General features: G+C 48.3%; 13 protein-coding genes and 1 pseudogene. 8 read left to right on the top strand and 6 right to left on the bottom strand.

The features are described 5' to 3' along the window. Positions 1 to 187 precede the first annotated feature (187 nt). A complete protein-coding gene (gene galM / locus ACZ5R2_RS20525; protein ID WP_464902768.1) occupies positions 188 to 1279 on the top strand; it encodes a galactose-1-epimerase in 1092 nt (363 codons plus the stop codon). A 50-nt stretch (positions 1280 to 1329) separates the two neighbouring features. Here the strand turns inward: galM and ACZ5R2_RS20520 are convergent. Further along, positions 1330 to 1503: pseudogene (locus ACZ5R2_RS20520) on the bottom strand (helix-turn-helix domain-containing protein); the annotation flags it as partial. 98 nt (positions 1504 to 1601) lie between these two features. Between ACZ5R2_RS20520 and ACZ5R2_RS20515 the strand changes: the two are divergent. Together ACZ5R2_RS20515 and ACZ5R2_RS20510 are read left to right on the top strand one after the other, a co-directional pair. Then, the gene (locus ACZ5R2_RS20515) at positions 1602 to 2114 is read left to right on the top strand and encodes a TetR/AcrR family transcriptional regulator (protein WP_464902770.1); all 513 of its coding nucleotides are present in this window, start codon (positions 1602 to 1604) and stop codon (positions 2112 to 2114) included. A gap of 2 nt (positions 2115 to 2116) precedes the next feature. Continuing rightward, positions 2117 to 3172 (top strand): alcohol dehydrogenase family protein, encoded by a 1056-nt coding sequence (locus ACZ5R2_RS20510; RefSeq protein ID WP_464902771.1) that lies wholly within the window; start codon positions 2117 to 2119, stop codon positions 3170 to 3172. Positions 3173 to 3277: 105 nt separating this feature from the next. Here the strand turns inward: ACZ5R2_RS20510 and ACZ5R2_RS20505 are convergent, their stop codons facing one another. Together ACZ5R2_RS20505 and ACZ5R2_RS20500 are read right to left on the bottom strand one after the other, a co-directional pair. Further along, positions 3278 to 4360: a 3-oxoacyl-ACP synthase III family protein gene (locus ACZ5R2_RS20505; RefSeq protein WP_464902772.1), complete on the bottom strand. Its 1083-nt coding sequence runs from the start codon at positions 4358 to 4360 to the stop codon at positions 3278 to 3280. A 29-nt stretch (positions 4361 to 4389) separates the two neighbouring features. Continuing rightward, a complete protein-coding gene (locus tag ACZ5R2_RS20500) occupies positions 4390 to 5097 on the bottom strand; it encodes a hypothetical protein (RefSeq protein WP_464902773.1) in 708 nt (235 codons plus the stop codon). A 396-nt stretch (positions 5098 to 5493) separates the two neighbouring features. Between ACZ5R2_RS20500 and ACZ5R2_RS20495 the strand changes: the two genes are divergently transcribed. The 4 genes from ACZ5R2_RS20495 (at position 5494) to ACZ5R2_RS20480 (ending at position 9755) form a co-directional block, all read left to right on the top strand. Continuing rightward, on the top strand, positions 5494 to 6705 hold the full coding sequence (locus tag ACZ5R2_RS20495; protein ID WP_464902774.1) for a ribokinase: 1212 nt from the start codon (positions 5494 to 5496) through the stop codon (positions 6703 to 6705). Further along, on the top strand, positions 6705 to 7676 hold the full coding sequence (locus ACZ5R2_RS20490) for a nucleoside hydrolase (RefSeq protein WP_464902775.1): 972 nt from the start codon (positions 6705 to 6707) through the stop codon (positions 7674 to 7676). The genes ACZ5R2_RS20495 and ACZ5R2_RS20490 overlap by 1 nt, the downstream gene beginning before the upstream one ends. Before the next feature lie 8 nt (positions 7677 to 7684). Further along, on the top strand, positions 7685 to 8905 hold the full coding sequence (locus ACZ5R2_RS20485; protein ID WP_464902776.1) for a NupC/NupG family nucleoside CNT transporter: 1221 nt from the start codon (positions 7685 to 7687) through the stop codon (positions 8903 to 8905). Between the two features lie 109 nt (positions 8906 to 9014). Beyond that, complete coding sequence (locus ACZ5R2_RS20480; protein ID WP_464902777.1) at positions 9015 to 9755, top strand: outer membrane protein OmpK; 741 nt, start codon at positions 9015 to 9017, stop codon at positions 9753 to 9755. 72 nt (positions 9756 to 9827) lie between these two features. On the opposite strand, the gene ACZ5R2_RS20475 is transcribed toward ACZ5R2_RS20480, so the two are convergent. Continuing rightward, positions 9828 to 11843, bottom strand: coding sequence for an alkyl/aryl-sulfatase (locus ACZ5R2_RS20475; RefSeq protein WP_464902778.1), 2016 nt, complete (start codon positions 11841 to 11843; stop codon positions 9828 to 9830). A gap of 118 nt (positions 11844 to 11961) precedes the next feature. On the opposite strand from ACZ5R2_RS20475, the gene ACZ5R2_RS20470 reads away from it, so the two are divergent. Further along, positions 11962 to 12858, top strand: coding sequence for a LysR family transcriptional regulator (locus ACZ5R2_RS20470; protein ID WP_464902779.1), 897 nt, complete (start codon positions 11962 to 11964; stop codon positions 12856 to 12858). A gap of 246 nt (positions 12859 to 13104) precedes the next feature. On the opposite strand, the gene ACZ5R2_RS20465 is transcribed toward ACZ5R2_RS20470, so the two are convergent. Together ACZ5R2_RS20465 and ACZ5R2_RS20460 are read right to left on the bottom strand one after the other, a co-directional pair. Then, the gene (locus tag ACZ5R2_RS20465; protein ID WP_464902780.1) at positions 13105 to 13536 is read right to left on the bottom strand and encodes a YccF domain-containing protein; all 432 of its coding nucleotides are present in this window, start codon (positions 13534 to 13536) and stop codon (positions 13105 to 13107) included. A 220-nt stretch (positions 13537 to 13756) separates the two neighbouring features. Further along, the gene (locus ACZ5R2_RS20460; RefSeq protein ID WP_464902781.1) at positions 13757 to 15127 is read right to left on the bottom strand and encodes an L-serine ammonia-lyase; all 1371 of its coding nucleotides are present in this window, start codon (positions 15125 to 15127) and stop codon (positions 13757 to 13759) included. Between the last annotated feature and the right edge of the window lie 11 nt (positions 15128 to 15138).

Here is a 15138-nt window from a genome sequence, read left to right as displayed (position 1 = left end):
AATTAGTTACCTTTTGGTAACCTATGCTTGCCAAAGAAATAATGCCTCCGGCAATCATGCGCTTATGGTGTACTATTCACTAAATACACATTTGCGTGGAAACGTTTACACAAACGATAAACTGATCACGGTTAGCCGGTAAGACCAGTGGTAATATTTAGCCAAATCATAATTACAAGGATTGAAAATGAGCGAAGTCATATCAATGAACGATCAGTTGGATGGGTTAGAGTTGCTTGAACAAGCAATGACACAAAGTGTTTATCGCGATGGTCGAGCGGCTAAAGTGGTACATCTGCGTAACAGCAATGGCGTGACGGCGTCTTTTATGGATATCGGGGCAACATGGCTGAGTTTTTGCGCCCCAGTAGGCGACGAAACCAGAGAGTTACTGATCAGACCCAAGCACATTGAAGCTTTTGTACAGCATGGGGCTTATATGGGGGCAACAGTCGGACGTTTTGCCAACCGTATTGCCAATGGTAAGTTCAGCATTGATGGTAAACGCTATCAGTTACCAATCAATAATGGACTTAACTCATTGCATGGCGGTGACGCTGGATTTGATCAGCGTCGCTGGGCAATTACCGAGTTCAACACCAGTCGTGTAGTGTTTGAGCTTGCTTCAGCCGATGGTGATCAGGGCTACCCAGGTAACCTCGCGGTCAAGGTTGTTTATCAAATAAGTGAATCTAATGAGCTGACGATTGATTATTACGCATCGTGTGATCAAGCGTGTCCAATCAACCTAACTAATCATGCTTATTTTAACCTCAGTGCTGAAAATGCCGATGGAAGTGCTCTCGAGCATCAGCTACAGATTTTGTCTGATCATTATTTGCCGACCGATCAAACCGCGATCCCAACTGGCGAGCTGCGCAGTGTGGCGGGGACAAGCTTTGATTTTCGTGTGGCAAAATCAATCGGACGCGACTTTTTGCAAGACAGCGACCAAAAACTTGCTGGTGGATATGACCACTGCTTTGTGTTTGAGCCTGAGGTGTGTGACTCTGTTTCTGTATTGGCTAAACTGGTCGCACCGGAAAATGATATCACCTTGTTGGTCAAGTCAACCAAACCAGGGATGCAATGCTACACAGGTAATTTTCTAAATGGTATTGAAGGCTTTGACAAGCAATACGCCAAGTATGACGGTGTTGCGTTAGAAACTCAGTACTTCCCAGATGCCCCGAACAATCCGGATTGGCAAAACCGCTGCCCAATACTGCAGCCAAAAGAGATCTACCGTCACCGCACTGCTTATCAGATCATGTTCTGAGCCTATGTGGATTAAGTGATAAAAGCCTGCGCATTAGCAGGCTTTTTGCTTTATGCCGAAATAAACTGGGTATAAGTACGCAATATCTCAAGCGCTAAATTGGTTATGACTAACTTCTGCTCAGCCTCTCGCTGGTACTGGCTTGGTGTCATCCCCGTCAACTTATTAAATGCATCAGAAAAATGAGTGGGATGGTTAAACCCAACATCCAGCGCCACATCGGTGACTAAGTAGCCCGTTTAAGACACAAAACACTTGCCTAAGGTATAACGTTTACTCTACCCTAAGTAGAATAAACGTTATACCTAGTGGAGAAGAGTGTGTGAAAGAGCAGATTGCCGCTGAACTGGAAAGTGCATTCAGTCTATATGGCTTCGCTCAACCGAGTGTGGCTAAACTCAACAAGGCGTGCAGCGTTAGCTTGCGCACGCTGTATAAATACTTCCCCTCAAAAGAGGCGATGATCATTGGCGCTTTGGAGCACCGACATCGTCGCTACCTGCAACATCTAATGTGTGATTTAGCCAGTGAACCTCGCGAGGCGCTAAGTCAGATATTCGATCGGCTTGAAAGTTGGATGGAGACTGAGGCACCTAACGGCTGCATGTCAACCAACGCATTGACCGACTTTCCCGATAACCCTGAGATCAAGCAGGTGGTTAGTGAGCATAAGCAACAAGTAAGAGCCTATCTAGCTAACCTGTCTGGCTGCGAGCAACTTGGTGGCGCGATCTTTCTTATTCACGAGGGTGCTTCCAATGCTTGGCCGCTGGTGGGAAAGACCACTATCGATATCGCGAAATTTACCGTCAATCAATTAATCAAAGAGAAATAAACATGACTTCAATACCAAACACGATGACTGCCGTACAAATGATCGGTCACGGTGGCCCAGAGATGCTAAAAATCAATCCGAGCGTCTCAGTGCCACAGCCTAAAGAGCACGAGGTATTGATCAAGGTCTCTGCCGCAGGTGTTAACAATACCGATATCAATACCCGCATTGGTTGGTACTCGAAAAACGAAAACGCGAGTGAAGATGCAAGCTGGTCAGGCACTGCTTTGCAATTTCCACGTATTCAAGGGGCGGATGTTTGCGGCTACATTGTTGCGGTAGGCAGTCAAGTTGACTCGTCACGTATTGGTGAGCGCGTTTTGATTGAACCATCGCTGCAGAAGATTAACGGTCAACAGTTGGATGCACCTTGGTACTTTGGCTCTGAGTGTGACGGTGGTTTTGCTGAATATACAGTGGTTTCGGAGGTACATGCTTACAAAGTTGAGACCTCAATGACGGACGTTGAGCTGGCATCATTCCCATGCTCGTACTCGACGGCGGAGAATATGCTAACGCGCGCTAAGGTTAGTGAACAGGATACGGTGCTGGTAACAGGCGCCTCTGGCGGGGTGGGTTCAGCAGCGGTGCAACTTGCAAAAGCGCGCGGCTCCAAAGTTATTGCTGTTGCCGGTGCAGGCAAAGAGGAGCAACTGATGGCACTGGGTGCTGAGCGCGTGATTGAACGTGGTCAGGATTTGTTGGAAGCGCTCGGCGCTGACAGTGTCGATGTTGTGATTGATTTGGTTGCAGGCTCGGCTTGGCCAAAGCTGCTTGAGATCCTACGCTCGAAAGGCCGCTACGCGGTATCTGGTGCGATTGCTGGCCCAATCGTTGAATTGGATGTTCGCACACTGTATCTCAAAGACTTGAGCTTTTTTGGTTGCACCGTGTTAGAGCCACAAGTATTTGGTAACCTTGTTGCGCGTATCGAAAAAGGTCAGATAGCTCCTTTGGTAGCTAAGAGCTATCCACTTGAAGAGATTGCTCAAGCTCAAGAGGACTTTCAGCATAAACGTCATGTGGGTAAATTGGTGCTAAAGGTTGCCGGTCGATAAGCCTTAGTTAGTCGTGGCGTTACGACTTAACTCTCAAGGTTAGGTCGTAACGCTCATTGACTTGCTGGCGCAGCTAAACAGTGTGTTTTATTTGGGTATATCCTATTACACTATGTGAGTGGAGCACCCACACCGGTGAGTATAAACAAACCCACCAAACATATACTTGGTCGCCTCTGCGCCCAAAATAGCGATCTTTGCCCCTGGCTTTAATTTGCCATTGTTTATTAGGTTTGAAAAACTGCACCAAATAGCAGCCGAGCCTAAATTTCCCCAGTACTTAGCATCATTGATAATCCTAGTCGCGTCGATATCCAGTGCTTCAGAGAGCATGCTATCGATATGGCCACTGGCTTGATGTGGAATAATATAGTCGAAGTCGCCCAACTGATAACCCTGGCTCTTTAAGGCTTGAATACTCGCCTCGAATAAAGCCTGACCATTCTCACGTACCTTGCTAGCATTGTGGTGAAAGCGCACTTTGGTGTCATGGGTATAAGCGGACAACGAGCCACCATCGAGTGATAGTCCAGGAGACTTGTCGATGCCGATTTGTCCGGTAAAGCAATCTGAGATAGTGCCGATACCCTGGCGATTTTCAGGCGCCACAATGATCCCCCCAGCACCGTCACCCATTTGCATGTAATTGACGAGTTGGGATTTATCTAGAAAGTCCGGCTTGTAGTCAAAATAAACCGAGCCGGTTTCACTGCCAACGATAGCGATGGGCTTGGATAACATAGCAATGCGCGGGATAGCGATTTGCAGTGCATTGGCAAAGCCTGTACAGGCTTGGCGCAGCTCCATAAAAGGCCCCGGATATCGGAGTTTTTCAGCGACCCATGCTATGTTCGGCGGCAGTTGTGTATCTGGAGTGGTAGTGTGGCCGATAAGGAAATCGATATCATCAAGGGTTAGCTGCGTTTGCCTGACTAAGGCGCGGACGGTTTGCTCAGCAAGATCAGAGTTGCAAGGGGCAGGGCTGCTGACAGCCTTTCTAATGCTACGCGAGAAATGTCGCTGTTCGATTCCCAAGTAGGGTACGATCCGAGCTGCGATCTTGGCGTAGCGCTTACCTGATAACGACTCGAGTGCCGATATCAGTTGGGTATTGCTCAGTACCTGTGATGGGAACTGATGACTGGCAGCCAATAAAGATACTTTGCCGGGTAAGAAAGTCACACTCATTGATTATCTCTCCGTTAAAGTCGCAGTCGTTACGCACTGATCACGTCAAAAATATCGTCCAATTGGACACCTATTTCGCCAAAAGCCGCCCGTTCAGTATTGAGCAGCTCAAACAGTCGCCGTGAGATCACCGCGTTCATCTCTCTCCATTGTGATCTATCGTAGCCCAGCATTAGCGCATGCTTTCTCGATACCGATACGTGCCTGGCTTCATCTTGTTTTATCGCGCGGCACAACAGCACGAATGGGTGCTGAGGAGCTAGACGACCTTTCTCAATCAACAGCATGAGCTTACACACTAGCGCATCAAGACAAGCGATTTGTGCAAAGTGCTCTTCAATGGTTTTGCGCGCGCCAAGTGAGGTGAAAAAACGCTGGCTACGCCGCTTGATAGACAAGATGTCAACAGGTTCGCATAGCTGACGGCGCACGCATTCGAGTGCTTGCTCATGGTATTTCTCATCTAATACGATTCGCTTGAAATCGTCCTGAGCGATTGCTTCGCTCGATTTACACTTTTGTCGTTGTGACTCGTTATAGAAAACCCATTGGGAACTTTGTTCGCCGCATACCAGTAAGGGTAGCAGGCGAGAAAGTGCACGTGCTTGTCCTTGGCTGAATTTAAACTTGCTCGCCTGATATTGCTCAAGCCACGCGCGTACAGGGCTTTCACTATTGCCAGCAAAACAACTTGGGGCCTCTAAAGGGACAGAGGGAAAACACGCTTTCATCGTCATGGGCACAATCCGTTGGTAACACACTTTTTAGATAGACCGGACTTTTGGGTATTTCTTTTCTTGGAAAAACTGATGCAAGGGGGCGAGGTTCGGTGACGGGCGTTGCCCTGCGAGGAGCGAGGAGATTTGTGGTTGTTGATAGCACAAGAATACGTACCCATGAGATGGGTAAACATTAACCATGGCGACTGGCCGGAAGGTGATTTGCTTGAACGCAAACGTTTAATTGGGATTGAAAGTTGTGCTTTTGATCTGAGTTAGTTGGGTTTTTGGTGTGTTGCTGTTGCGCATAATGGTGATTCGGACAGGGGGTGTCCGAAGCGGTTCTATAATTGAGTTGTCAGCATCAGAATTCGCTGTGTGATGCCAATATCATGTGCTGTAACGGGAGGCGATATGCTCAAGCAACAACGAATCAACACTATTCGTTCGCTATTACTCAAAGATAAGCAGGTTACCGTTGCAGAGCTAGCAAGTTTGCTAGAGGTGACGGATCGAACGATAAGACGAGATTTAAAACAATTAGCAGACTCCGGCATCGCAGAGCTGTTCTTTGGTGGAGCAAGACTCGCAAAACAAAATAAAGAATTATTAAAGCAAGTAGGCATTAAAAGTATTATGAGTGCGCTCACTGACAAATATAATCAGGAACTTGAAAGTATGAATGCAGATAACGAGGACACATTGGGTGTCTACGTACTGGGTTCATTCAATATCGATATCGTTTCTGAAGTTCCCGATTTCCCGCGAAAAGGCGAGACGATCCATTCACTATCGACCGATTTTTTTGCTGGTGGCAAAGGCTCAAACCAAGCCACGGCCGCAGCTAAGGTCAATAAATCCGTGCACTTAGCGGTTAAAATTGGTGATGACGAGTTTGGTACTAAGGCCAAGCAATATTTCTCTGGTACCGATATTCACTCATTTACCATATTTGAAAATGAGCATCGTCATACTGGTAACGCGTCAATTTTTGTCTCTCATTTATCGGGAGAGAACTTTATTGCGATTGATCTTGGTGCCAACAAAACCATTTCTGATCTCGAGGTCCATCAAGAATATAACCTGATTGAAAAATCAAAGGTGTTTTTGACTCAGCTAGAGAATAACTTCTCTGCCACCAAACTGGCGGTTGAATGTGCCAGTCAGAGTGGCTCACAAGTGATACTCAACCCCGCGCCATACATTGAGGAGTGTAACTCAATCCTGCACCTAGTCGATATCCTGACGCCAAACGAAACCGAAGCACAAGATATCACCGGGGTTAAGGTCATTGATGTTGAGACCGCAAAACAAGCCGCGGCGGCGATCCAGCAAATGGGCGTTAAGGTGGTGATCATTACCCTTGGCAGCAAAGGTGCCTTGATGTACGACGGCACACACTACCGCCACTACCCACCGTATCGAGCAGTGGTGACTGATACCTCAGGGGCAGGGGACTCGTTTAACGGTGCATTGGCAGCATGTTTGGCCAACGATCAATCTCTGGATTATGCGATTAAGTTTGCCTGCGCTTATGCGTCACTCGCTGTGGAGCGCAAAGGGGCATCAAATATGCCGGAATACGCTCTTGCCAAAGCCAGAATGTCTGAACAGGATAAATTCTAATGAACCTACATCAACCAAGATTGACCCAAATGACGGCAAGCTTTGAGCCACTTACATTAGCTCAGCGCATGGCAAATATGGACGTGCCAAAGCAGGGTAAGGTGGCAATAGTCATTGATAGCGATACCTACAACGAGATTGATGATCAATTTGCCATTGCTTGGGCGATGCTACGCAGCGATCGCATTGATCTTCAAGCGGTGTATGCAGCGCCCTTTACCAACGCGATGTTTGACGATGCCCACGAGCCAGTGGCGGACCCAAAAGTGGGTATGACCCTGAGCTTTGAAGAGATTGAGCGTGTGTTAGAGCGTGTCGAGACAGAACGTAAACCCCAGATTTTCCGTGGCTCAAGCCGCTATGTGTATCAAAGTGATGCGCCTGAGCGCTCTGAGGCGGTGGAAGACCTTATTGCTCGTGCCCATGCTTGTGATGGTGTGCTGCAGGTGATCAGTATTGGCGCGCCAACCAATATCGCTCACGCCTTGATTGCCGATCCGTCGATCGTTAAGAAAATACATGTGTTGTGGCTTGGCGGTCACAGTTTCGATTGGCACGACACCCAAGAGTTCAATTTGCTACAAGACCTCGATGCCAGCCGAGTTCTGCTCGACTCGGGTGTGGCTTTGACGCTGTTCCCTTGCATGGGAGTGACTAACACCTTGGCGACCTCCGTGCCGGAATTGCAATACTATTTGGCCGGTACCAGCAAGATTGGTGACTACCTTGCAACTGAAGCACCTAAGTGCCCGTGGATTGGCTTCGCCAATCGCAAGGTGATTTGGGATATTGCGCCAGTCGGCTATCTATTAGATTCGAACTGGTACACGGAGACTTTTCAGGCTTCACCAGTACTGAACGATAACTTGACTTGGAGCTTCGATCAGCGACGCCATCCAATTCGAGTGATCAAATTTATTGAACGCGACCACCTGTTTGTCGACCTATTTCAACGCTTAATTGACGGTTAAACTTTTTAATGCAAACTCTAATCCCTTTGTGTGGTGTTGCCACACTGCTTTTTATCGCTTGGATATTCTCTTGCAATCGCAAGGCGATTCATTTTCGCACCGTTAGTATCGCGCTATTACTCCAGGCCTCTATTGCCGCCTTTATCTTGTTTGTTCCTGCAGGGCAAATCATGCTGGTGGGTATTTCTAATGCCGTTAGCTCGATTATGGACTACTCAGGCGAGGGCATTCGCTTCTTGTTTGGTGATTTAGGCGCCTTTGGTTCTGGATTTATTTTTGCTATTCATGTTCTGCCTATCATCATCTTCTTTAGCGCCCTAATGTCGGTGCTGTATTACCTCGGCATTATGCAGCGCGTGGTGAAATATCTGGGGATGGCGGTGCAGAAAGTGCTAGGGACTTCTCAGGCTGAGTCGACCGCAGCGGCGGCAAACATCTTTATCGGTAATACCGATGTGTTTGTGATGATGAAGCCGTACGCACCAAAAATGACCAAGTCAGAGCTATTTGCTTTAATGACAGGCGGCTTTGCCTCAATCGCGGGTTCTGTGCTGGTGGGTTTTGCTGGCATGGGTATCGAGATCAAATACCTTGTTTCTGCAGCCTTTATGTCAGCGCCAGCGGGCCTATTGTTTGCCAAAATTATCTACCCTGAAACCGAGACGCCACAAGATGTGGAGCTGGAGATCTATCAGGAAGAGGACCGTCCAATCAACGTGATTGAAGCGGCGACCAGCGGCGCCTTTAATGGTCTAAAAATGGCTGCAGCGATTGGTGTGATGCTTTTGGCCCTGATTGCCCTGATTGCCATGGTGAATGGCATGTTGGGGAGCCTATTTGCGCTTGTTGGTATTGAAGATGTTACTCTGCAAGCCATCTTTGGTTATCTATTTGCGCCAGTGGCTTATTTGTTGGGTATTCCTAGCGATGAGATCATGATCGCCGGTAACTTCCTCGGCCAAAAACTGGTATTGAATGAATTTGTTGCCTTTATGGGATTCTCTGAGGTGCGCGAAACGTTGAGCCCTAACAGTCAAGCCATCATTACTATGGCACTGGCTGGTTTTGCCAACCTTTCTGCTCCGGCAGCAATGATTGGTGTGCTGGGCACGATTGTGCCGAAGATGAAGCCATTTATCGCCTCAATGGGCGTGCGAGTTATCCTTGCTGCGACCTTGGCTAACCTAATGAGTGCAGCGCTGGTCGGCTTACTTCTCTCATTTAATTAATTCACTTTGTGGGAGATAACCTCTCCCACTACTTTTTAGTCGCTGTGCCCATCTTTGGTGTACTGGGCATGGTGACGCTCGTCCTAAAATAAACACGGTAATAAAACCAATGAACAAAGCAGTATCTTCTTCACTTTTATGTTGTTCTCTTATGGCGACTGGCGCAGTGGCCGGCGAATACTCAGGCTGGGGTAATATCCACCTTGATTATCAAGCGTGGGGTCACGGTGTGTCTGAAAGCGAATTTGACCAAACCTTGATTGGTATTGAGGGTGGTCTGAACTTCGAATGGGGTGAGGTATTTGGTTTTTACGACTTTGAGGGCCTAGATCGCGACTCTGGTCAGCAGACTGCGACCATGAACCTACAAGCGCACACCTACCTGGGCGATACAGGTGCAAGCATCTTTACTAAGGTGTACAGCACACAAGGTACTGAGATCAAAGAGACCAACAGCTTCCTAGGTTTTGGTTACACAGATATCGGTGGTGATGGCTGGTGGTTCACACCTTGGGTTGCAGCGAACTACACCACGGTATACAACGAGTTTGTAGCCAACCGCAACGTAAACGGCTTTAACGGTGCCACGCTTGGTTGGGCAGCGGGCTACGCGTTTGAAGCCTTTGGTCAAAACCTATTACTAAGTAATTGGACCGAGATTGAGATGCTACGTAACAGCGACTACGCCGATAACAACGACGGTAAAACCGGTGTTAACGGTGGTTTAAACCTAGGCTGGGATGTGACTGATAAGATCAATGCAACTTTGATGTACCGTTACTACCACAACAAGCTAGGTGCGGATGGCTACGGTGATATTCTTATTTACCGCTTAGCTTACAAATTCTAATTTAATTAGAATCGGCCTCACACGTTGAGTCCCCTTATCACCCAATAGGGGTGATAAGGGGTGGTCAAAGAGCTAGTTCGGCATTGGCAAAATGTCGAACAACCCATCGAACTCGTCTAATGCACCGATAAGCTGACTCAATTGCTCTTGGTCGCCCTCGATGGTGGCAGCGCCATCCTTGACTAGCTTTTCAAGAGTGGTTTTACCTAGCACAACCTTGGTCATATCGGTCTTTGCCATCGTCACAGTGACATCGGTTTTCGGCAACTCGACAACCTGAATGTTAGCCATGTTTGCATTCGAAACCTCAGCGTAAAATGCCTCATCGAGATCAGGATGAATTAAGCCTAGATTAAAGTCGAGTTCCGCTTGCTCGGCTTTTTGGGCATCTAATCTCACCGCCATAAAGTCAAGGAACATACCGGTAGGGGTATTGGCAATCACGTCCGGAGAGGCCAGTTTGATCGATGGGGTAATCGTTCCCGAGCGCAGCTCTACCGCAGCCTGCAAGTAAGAGTTACGCCATGCCATGGTCTCTGATTGGTAGCCTTGCTGCTCGAAGCTATCCGCCAATGCAAAGCGATACTGCTGATTGTTTGGATCACACTGCACCAGGTCATTAAACAGCTGTGAAGCGGCTTGATAATCGCCTTGTTCAAAATAATTCATCCCAGCTTGATAAAGAGCACTTTCCCCCGCAGCTTCGACATAGACACATGATTTGTCTTGGGTTTGTAGAGGGTTGGTATTGACTGGATTAAGGTCATGATAACCCAGGTACAGATTTACCACTGCGCGTGCGTTATGGTTGTAGGAGCCGTGATAGCCGTTGGTATGCCAGGTATCGCGCTGAGCTTGTGGGACAATTTTCTCGATCTCTCGGCCGACATCATTGATCGTCACACCATGGTTAGCTAGACGCATAGACTGATTATGAATAAAGCCGTAATTATCGCGTTGTAGTGTCATGTACTTAGAGATCTCGTTGATGTCGGTTGCGGGATCATTCCAGACTGGCGCTGAGTGCGCGGCGTGAATATTGTCCACTAAACCGCTATCGACAAAGCGCAGTTTGAGCTCAGTAAGATACTTGGTCCAAATCAGCGCATCACGCACCTTTGCCCCGCGGAAGGTGTAGATGTTATGCATGCCGTCATAGGTGAGTTCAGCGGTATTTAGAGAGCGATATTTCGGAACATACAGTACCATCTCCGCTGGTGCCTCAGCGCTTGGCATATTAATCGCTAAAAACTCCAGCCCGTCGATGGTGATAGGGGCTTCACGTTGTTGCACTTCCTCTGTCGGCGCAACCAGCGTCACCTTGCCGCGTGAGGTGCCAAGTCCCAGTGCGTTGTCCACGATCCCTTTGGTGTTATTGTCGAGGGTTGTGCCATATTGATAGTTGGCGCGACGGCTCATCGCTGTGCCGGCAATTACATTTTCATCAGCCAGCTCTTTGATAAAGTCCTTGGGAGCGAAAATCGGTGCATCCTCGGCAAAGTCGCCAGACTCAACGATGCCACGCGAGCCGCCAAAGTGGTCACCATGCATGTGCGAGTAGATCATGCCCATGATCTTGTGCTCGCCGTTGATTGCTGGCAAGTGTAATTTGGCAAACTCCCATGATGCGGCAGCCGCCTCTTTTGACAGCAGCGGGTCATGGATAACATAGCCGTTATCAGTGCGGTAAATGGTCATGTTGGATAGGTCAGCACCACGGATCTGATACACCCCATCAGTCACTTGATATAGACCGCCTGCGGCGTAGTTAAGCATGCCTTGGCGCCAAATTGATGGGTTAACCGAGTCAGGCACATTCTGCAATGGCATACCTTGCATATAGCTAAAGCGGCTTTTCAGCTCACCCGCCTCGTGGTCGCCAAACTCAGCCATGAGTCCCTTTTGAGTGCGCTCAAAAGCACTGGTATCTTGCCATGGCAGTGATTTTGCCAATTGGTTGTTAGCCTCAATAGTATGCGCTGTCGCAGGCTTGCCTTGGTAATTTTCTAGGCTTGAGTATTCAGCTTGCACAGAGAAAGTAGCAATTACGGAAGTGGCGAGTAGGGATAAGGTCAGTCGGTTAGTCATAGTCAGCCTCAATCGTGGTTAGTATCGAATTGAGCTCTACTTTACGGATTCGATTCATACAAATTAATGCATGAGTCTGTATACTAAATATCATGGTTTGTTATGAGTGGGATTGCAAATGGCGTTGAATTTCGATCTGAATCTGTTGACGGTGTTTAACGCCGTCTATCGACACGGTTCAATTACGCTAGCAGCGGAAGAATTAGATATGACCCAGCCAGGTGTCAGTGGCTTGTTGAAACGCTTACAAACCAAGCTCAAAGTGCAGTTGTTTGTCCGCGAAGGCCGCGGGATTGCGCCGACCCAGCAGGCGCATGAACTACACCGTCATACTGAACCTGCTCTAGTTCAGATCAATAACGCGCTGGAGGGGTTGGGTGGTTTTTCTACTCAGCACAAACGCAAGTTTGTAGTATATGCCTCTGAGCCAATGATGCTGATATTGCTGCCTAAAATAGAGTCAGATCCCTCACTGGGTCAGGTCACAATTGAGTTGCATCCCTCACGTGCCAGCCATGAGCAACTGCTGCATAACCTTAACCTGCAGCGAGCGGACCTGGCCGTTGATTTCGTTAATCAATCAGCTAGCGCCTTTGTGTCACAACCCCTTTATGACGATCAGATGTGTGTGATTGCGCGTCGGGGTCACCCTCGGGTTAAACAGACGTTGTCGTTGGCGCAGTATTACCAAGAGCGGCACATCACATTGAGCAAACGACGAGAGGACACACACCTTGCCAGCTACTATGTTCAGGGTGAGCTGAGAGAGCGCACAGTCGCTGCTGAGGCGGAGTCACTGATGTCGCAGATGACCATGGTGGCGAGCAGCGATTGCCTCGCGGTGACAGCGAAAAGCGTAGCAAGTCTGTTCGTGGATAAATTGGATCTTCAGTTACTTGAGCCACCATTTAGCTATTCGCCGATTCAGTTTGGGCTACTTACGCATAAGCGAATGAGAAAAAATCCAGCCAACCAATGGTTAAGAGACAAATTGCAAAGTTACTTTAGTGAGTAGAGAGTGATTGGTTTGCGCACTTTGGGGCCAGTCAGCGAAGGGTTCTAGTTGTACAAAATTTAGAGCTAAGTTTCACTCACGGGCAAAGCTCTACAGACGGTTATCCAGCCGAGGGGGAATGAAAACAATTAGGTCTATATAGGCCAATTGCTTTAGTTCGAAACACATCTGCACCACAAACTAAAGCAATATAGATGAATTGGTATTAGCAGGTGACGAGCTTAGAGCATAATGCCGCATATCGCTTTATCGGTGTCGCCCAAATATTGCTCGCGCAGCGACTTCCTTTGGCACGACCGTTTTGCCTATCGGTGCAAGGGAGATCAACGCTAACTTGAGGTGTTGCAAGGCAAAAGGGATACCAATAATCGTCACAAAACATGCCACTGCCGAGGTCAGATGACCAATCGCCAGCCAGATACCCGCAAACAAAAACCAGATCACATTGCCAATAAACCCAAGCGGTCCTGTGCCAATATCATGTCGCATGGTCAAATCATCGCGCGCAATCGCCTCGTAGCCAAATGGAAAGAAGGAGAAATTCCCCATCACAAAACAGGCACGTCCCCAAGGGATCCCAACAATGGTGATAAAGGCTAACAGGCCAAAAATCCACCACATCAACCCCATGATCACGCCACCACAAAGAAACCAAATAATGTTGCCCAGTGTTCTCATATCAAAATCTCGAAAATCGTGTGTAGTTAAGTCTAACAGTTATTTCTAAAGAAGAGGCGAGATTCGAGAGTCGAGAATCGAGATCCTAACCACACGTGACCAACCACTCGCCTCTCGAGCGCAGCGTCCTCGCCTCTCGCAACGCAGTGATCTGCGCATCCAGCGCATAAAAAAGCCCAGTAAATACGACTGGGCTTAAAGCGATAAATTAATCTAAATATTACTCACAAGGCGGCGCCAAATGAATAAGAGCCAGACCGCCGAGTGACGTCTCGCGGTATTTCTTGTTCATGTCTTTACCCGTTTGGTACATGGTCTCGATAACCTTGTCCAAAGAGATTAGTGACTTGCTGGTGCGTTTAAGCGCCATGCGTGATGCGTTGATCGCCTTCATTGCGCCCATTGCGTTACGCTCGATACAAGGCACTTGTACTAGACCGCCGATTGGGTCGCAGGTCATACCTAGTGAGTGCTCCATAGCGATCTCTGCTGCGATACAGATCTGCTCGTTGCTGCCGCCACGTAGAGCCGTTAGACCGGCTGCTGCCATTGACGACGACACGCCGATCTCGCCCTGACAGCCTACCTCAGCGCCAGAGATTGAAGCGTTGGTTTTGTATAGGATACCAATCGCACCGGAGACAGCGATAAAGTCCTTAAGCTGCTTCACATCCAAATTTTTGATAAAGCGGTGGTAGTATGCCAATACCGCTGGGATTACGCCTGCTGCGCCGTTGGTTGGTGAAGTTACAACCTGACCACCTGCTGCGTTTTCTTCACTGACAGCGAAGGCAAACAGGTTGATCCAGTCCATGATCTCCATTGGGTCATTCTCGATAACCGCATTCGCTTCAAGCTTTTTCAGTAGGTTAGGGGCGCGGCGTGTCACATTTAGGCCACCGTCTAGAATGCCTTCAGTCTGGAAGCCACGCTCCATACACTTGCTCATTACATCCCAGATCTTCTCGGCTTTGGCATCGATAGCCGCTTGGTCTTGGAATGCCAGCTCGTTGCGTAGCACCATACCGCCCAAGCTTAGGCCGTTCTTTTCAGCTTGTGCCAGCATGGTGTCTGCGCTAGTAAAGCTGAACTCAACGTCTTTCTCTGAGCTGCCAGTACCATTTTCCAGCTCTTCTGCGGTTGCGATAAAGCCACCACCGATTGAGTAGTAGGTTTCGAAGCCCAGTTGCTTGCCTTGTGCATCGAACGCAGTAATAGTCATACCGTTTTCGTGCAGAGGAAGGTTATCTTCGTGGAACAGCATATCGGTTTGGTAATCAAATGCGATTAGGTGATCGCCACCCACAGCCAGTTCACCATTATCGATAGCATGGCGCATCTTTTGGTTTGCGGCAGTGATGTTGATAGTATCAGGCTTGTTGCCAAGCAGACCCAAGATAGTGGCACGATCCGTGTGGTGGCCAATACCTGTCAGTGACAGTGAGCCATAGAGATCGACTTGCACGCGAGACACTTTCTTTACATCTTCACCCAGCATTTGGATAAAGTTGTAACCCGCGATCATTGGACCATTTGTGTGTGAACTAGATGGACCAACACCAATCTTGTAGATATCAAAAATCGATAACATTAGAAGAACCC

Source organism: Vibrio sabulosilitoris, assembly GCF_055391395.1.
The sequence above is the reverse complement of the archived record's forward strand: the minus strand, read 5'-3'. Positions and strand labels throughout refer to the sequence as shown.

What these genes read in the sequence shown, in the direction of transcription:
- ACZ5R2_RS20505 (WP_464902772.1), bottom strand. Translation starts at nt 4,360, where the DNA reads ATGAGTGTGACTTTCTTACCCGGCAAAGTATCTTTATTGGCTGCCAGT.
- ACZ5R2_RS20465 (WP_464902780.1), bottom strand. Translation starts at nt 13,536, where the DNA reads ATGAGAACACTGGGCAACATTATTTGGTTTCTTTGTGGTGGCGTGATC.
- ACZ5R2_RS20470 (WP_464902779.1), top strand. Translation starts at nt 11,962, where the DNA reads ATGGCGTTGAATTTCGATCTGAATCTGTTGACGGTGTTTAACGCCGTC.
- ACZ5R2_RS20460 (WP_464902781.1), bottom strand. Translation starts at nt 15,127, where the DNA reads ATGTTATCGATTTTTGATATCTACAAGATTGGTGTTGGTCCATCTAGT.
- galM (WP_464902768.1), top strand. Translation starts at nt 188, where the DNA reads ATGAGCGAAGTCATATCAATGAACGATCAGTTGGATGGGTTAGAGTTG.
- ACZ5R2_RS20480 (WP_464902777.1), top strand. Translation starts at nt 9,015, where the DNA reads ATGAACAAAGCAGTATCTTCTTCACTTTTATGTTGTTCTCTTATGGCG.
- ACZ5R2_RS20475 (WP_464902778.1), bottom strand. Translation starts at nt 11,843, where the DNA reads ATGACTAACCGACTGACCTTATCCCTACTCGCCACTTCCGTAATTGCT.
- ACZ5R2_RS20485 (WP_464902776.1), top strand. Translation starts at nt 7,685, where the DNA reads ATGCAAACTCTAATCCCTTTGTGTGGTGTTGCCACACTGCTTTTTATC.
- ACZ5R2_RS20490 (WP_464902775.1), top strand. Translation starts at nt 6,705, where the DNA reads ATGAACCTACATCAACCAAGATTGACCCAAATGACGGCAAGCTTTGAG.
- ACZ5R2_RS20500 (WP_464902773.1), bottom strand. Translation starts at nt 5,097, where the DNA reads ATGACGATGAAAGCGTGTTTTCCCTCTGTCCCTTTAGAGGCCCCAAGT.
- ACZ5R2_RS20510 (WP_464902771.1), top strand. Translation starts at nt 2,117, where the DNA reads ATGACTTCAATACCAAACACGATGACTGCCGTACAAATGATCGGTCAC.
- ACZ5R2_RS20495 (WP_464902774.1), top strand. Translation starts at nt 5,494, where the DNA reads ATGCTCAAGCAACAACGAATCAACACTATTCGTTCGCTATTACTCAAA.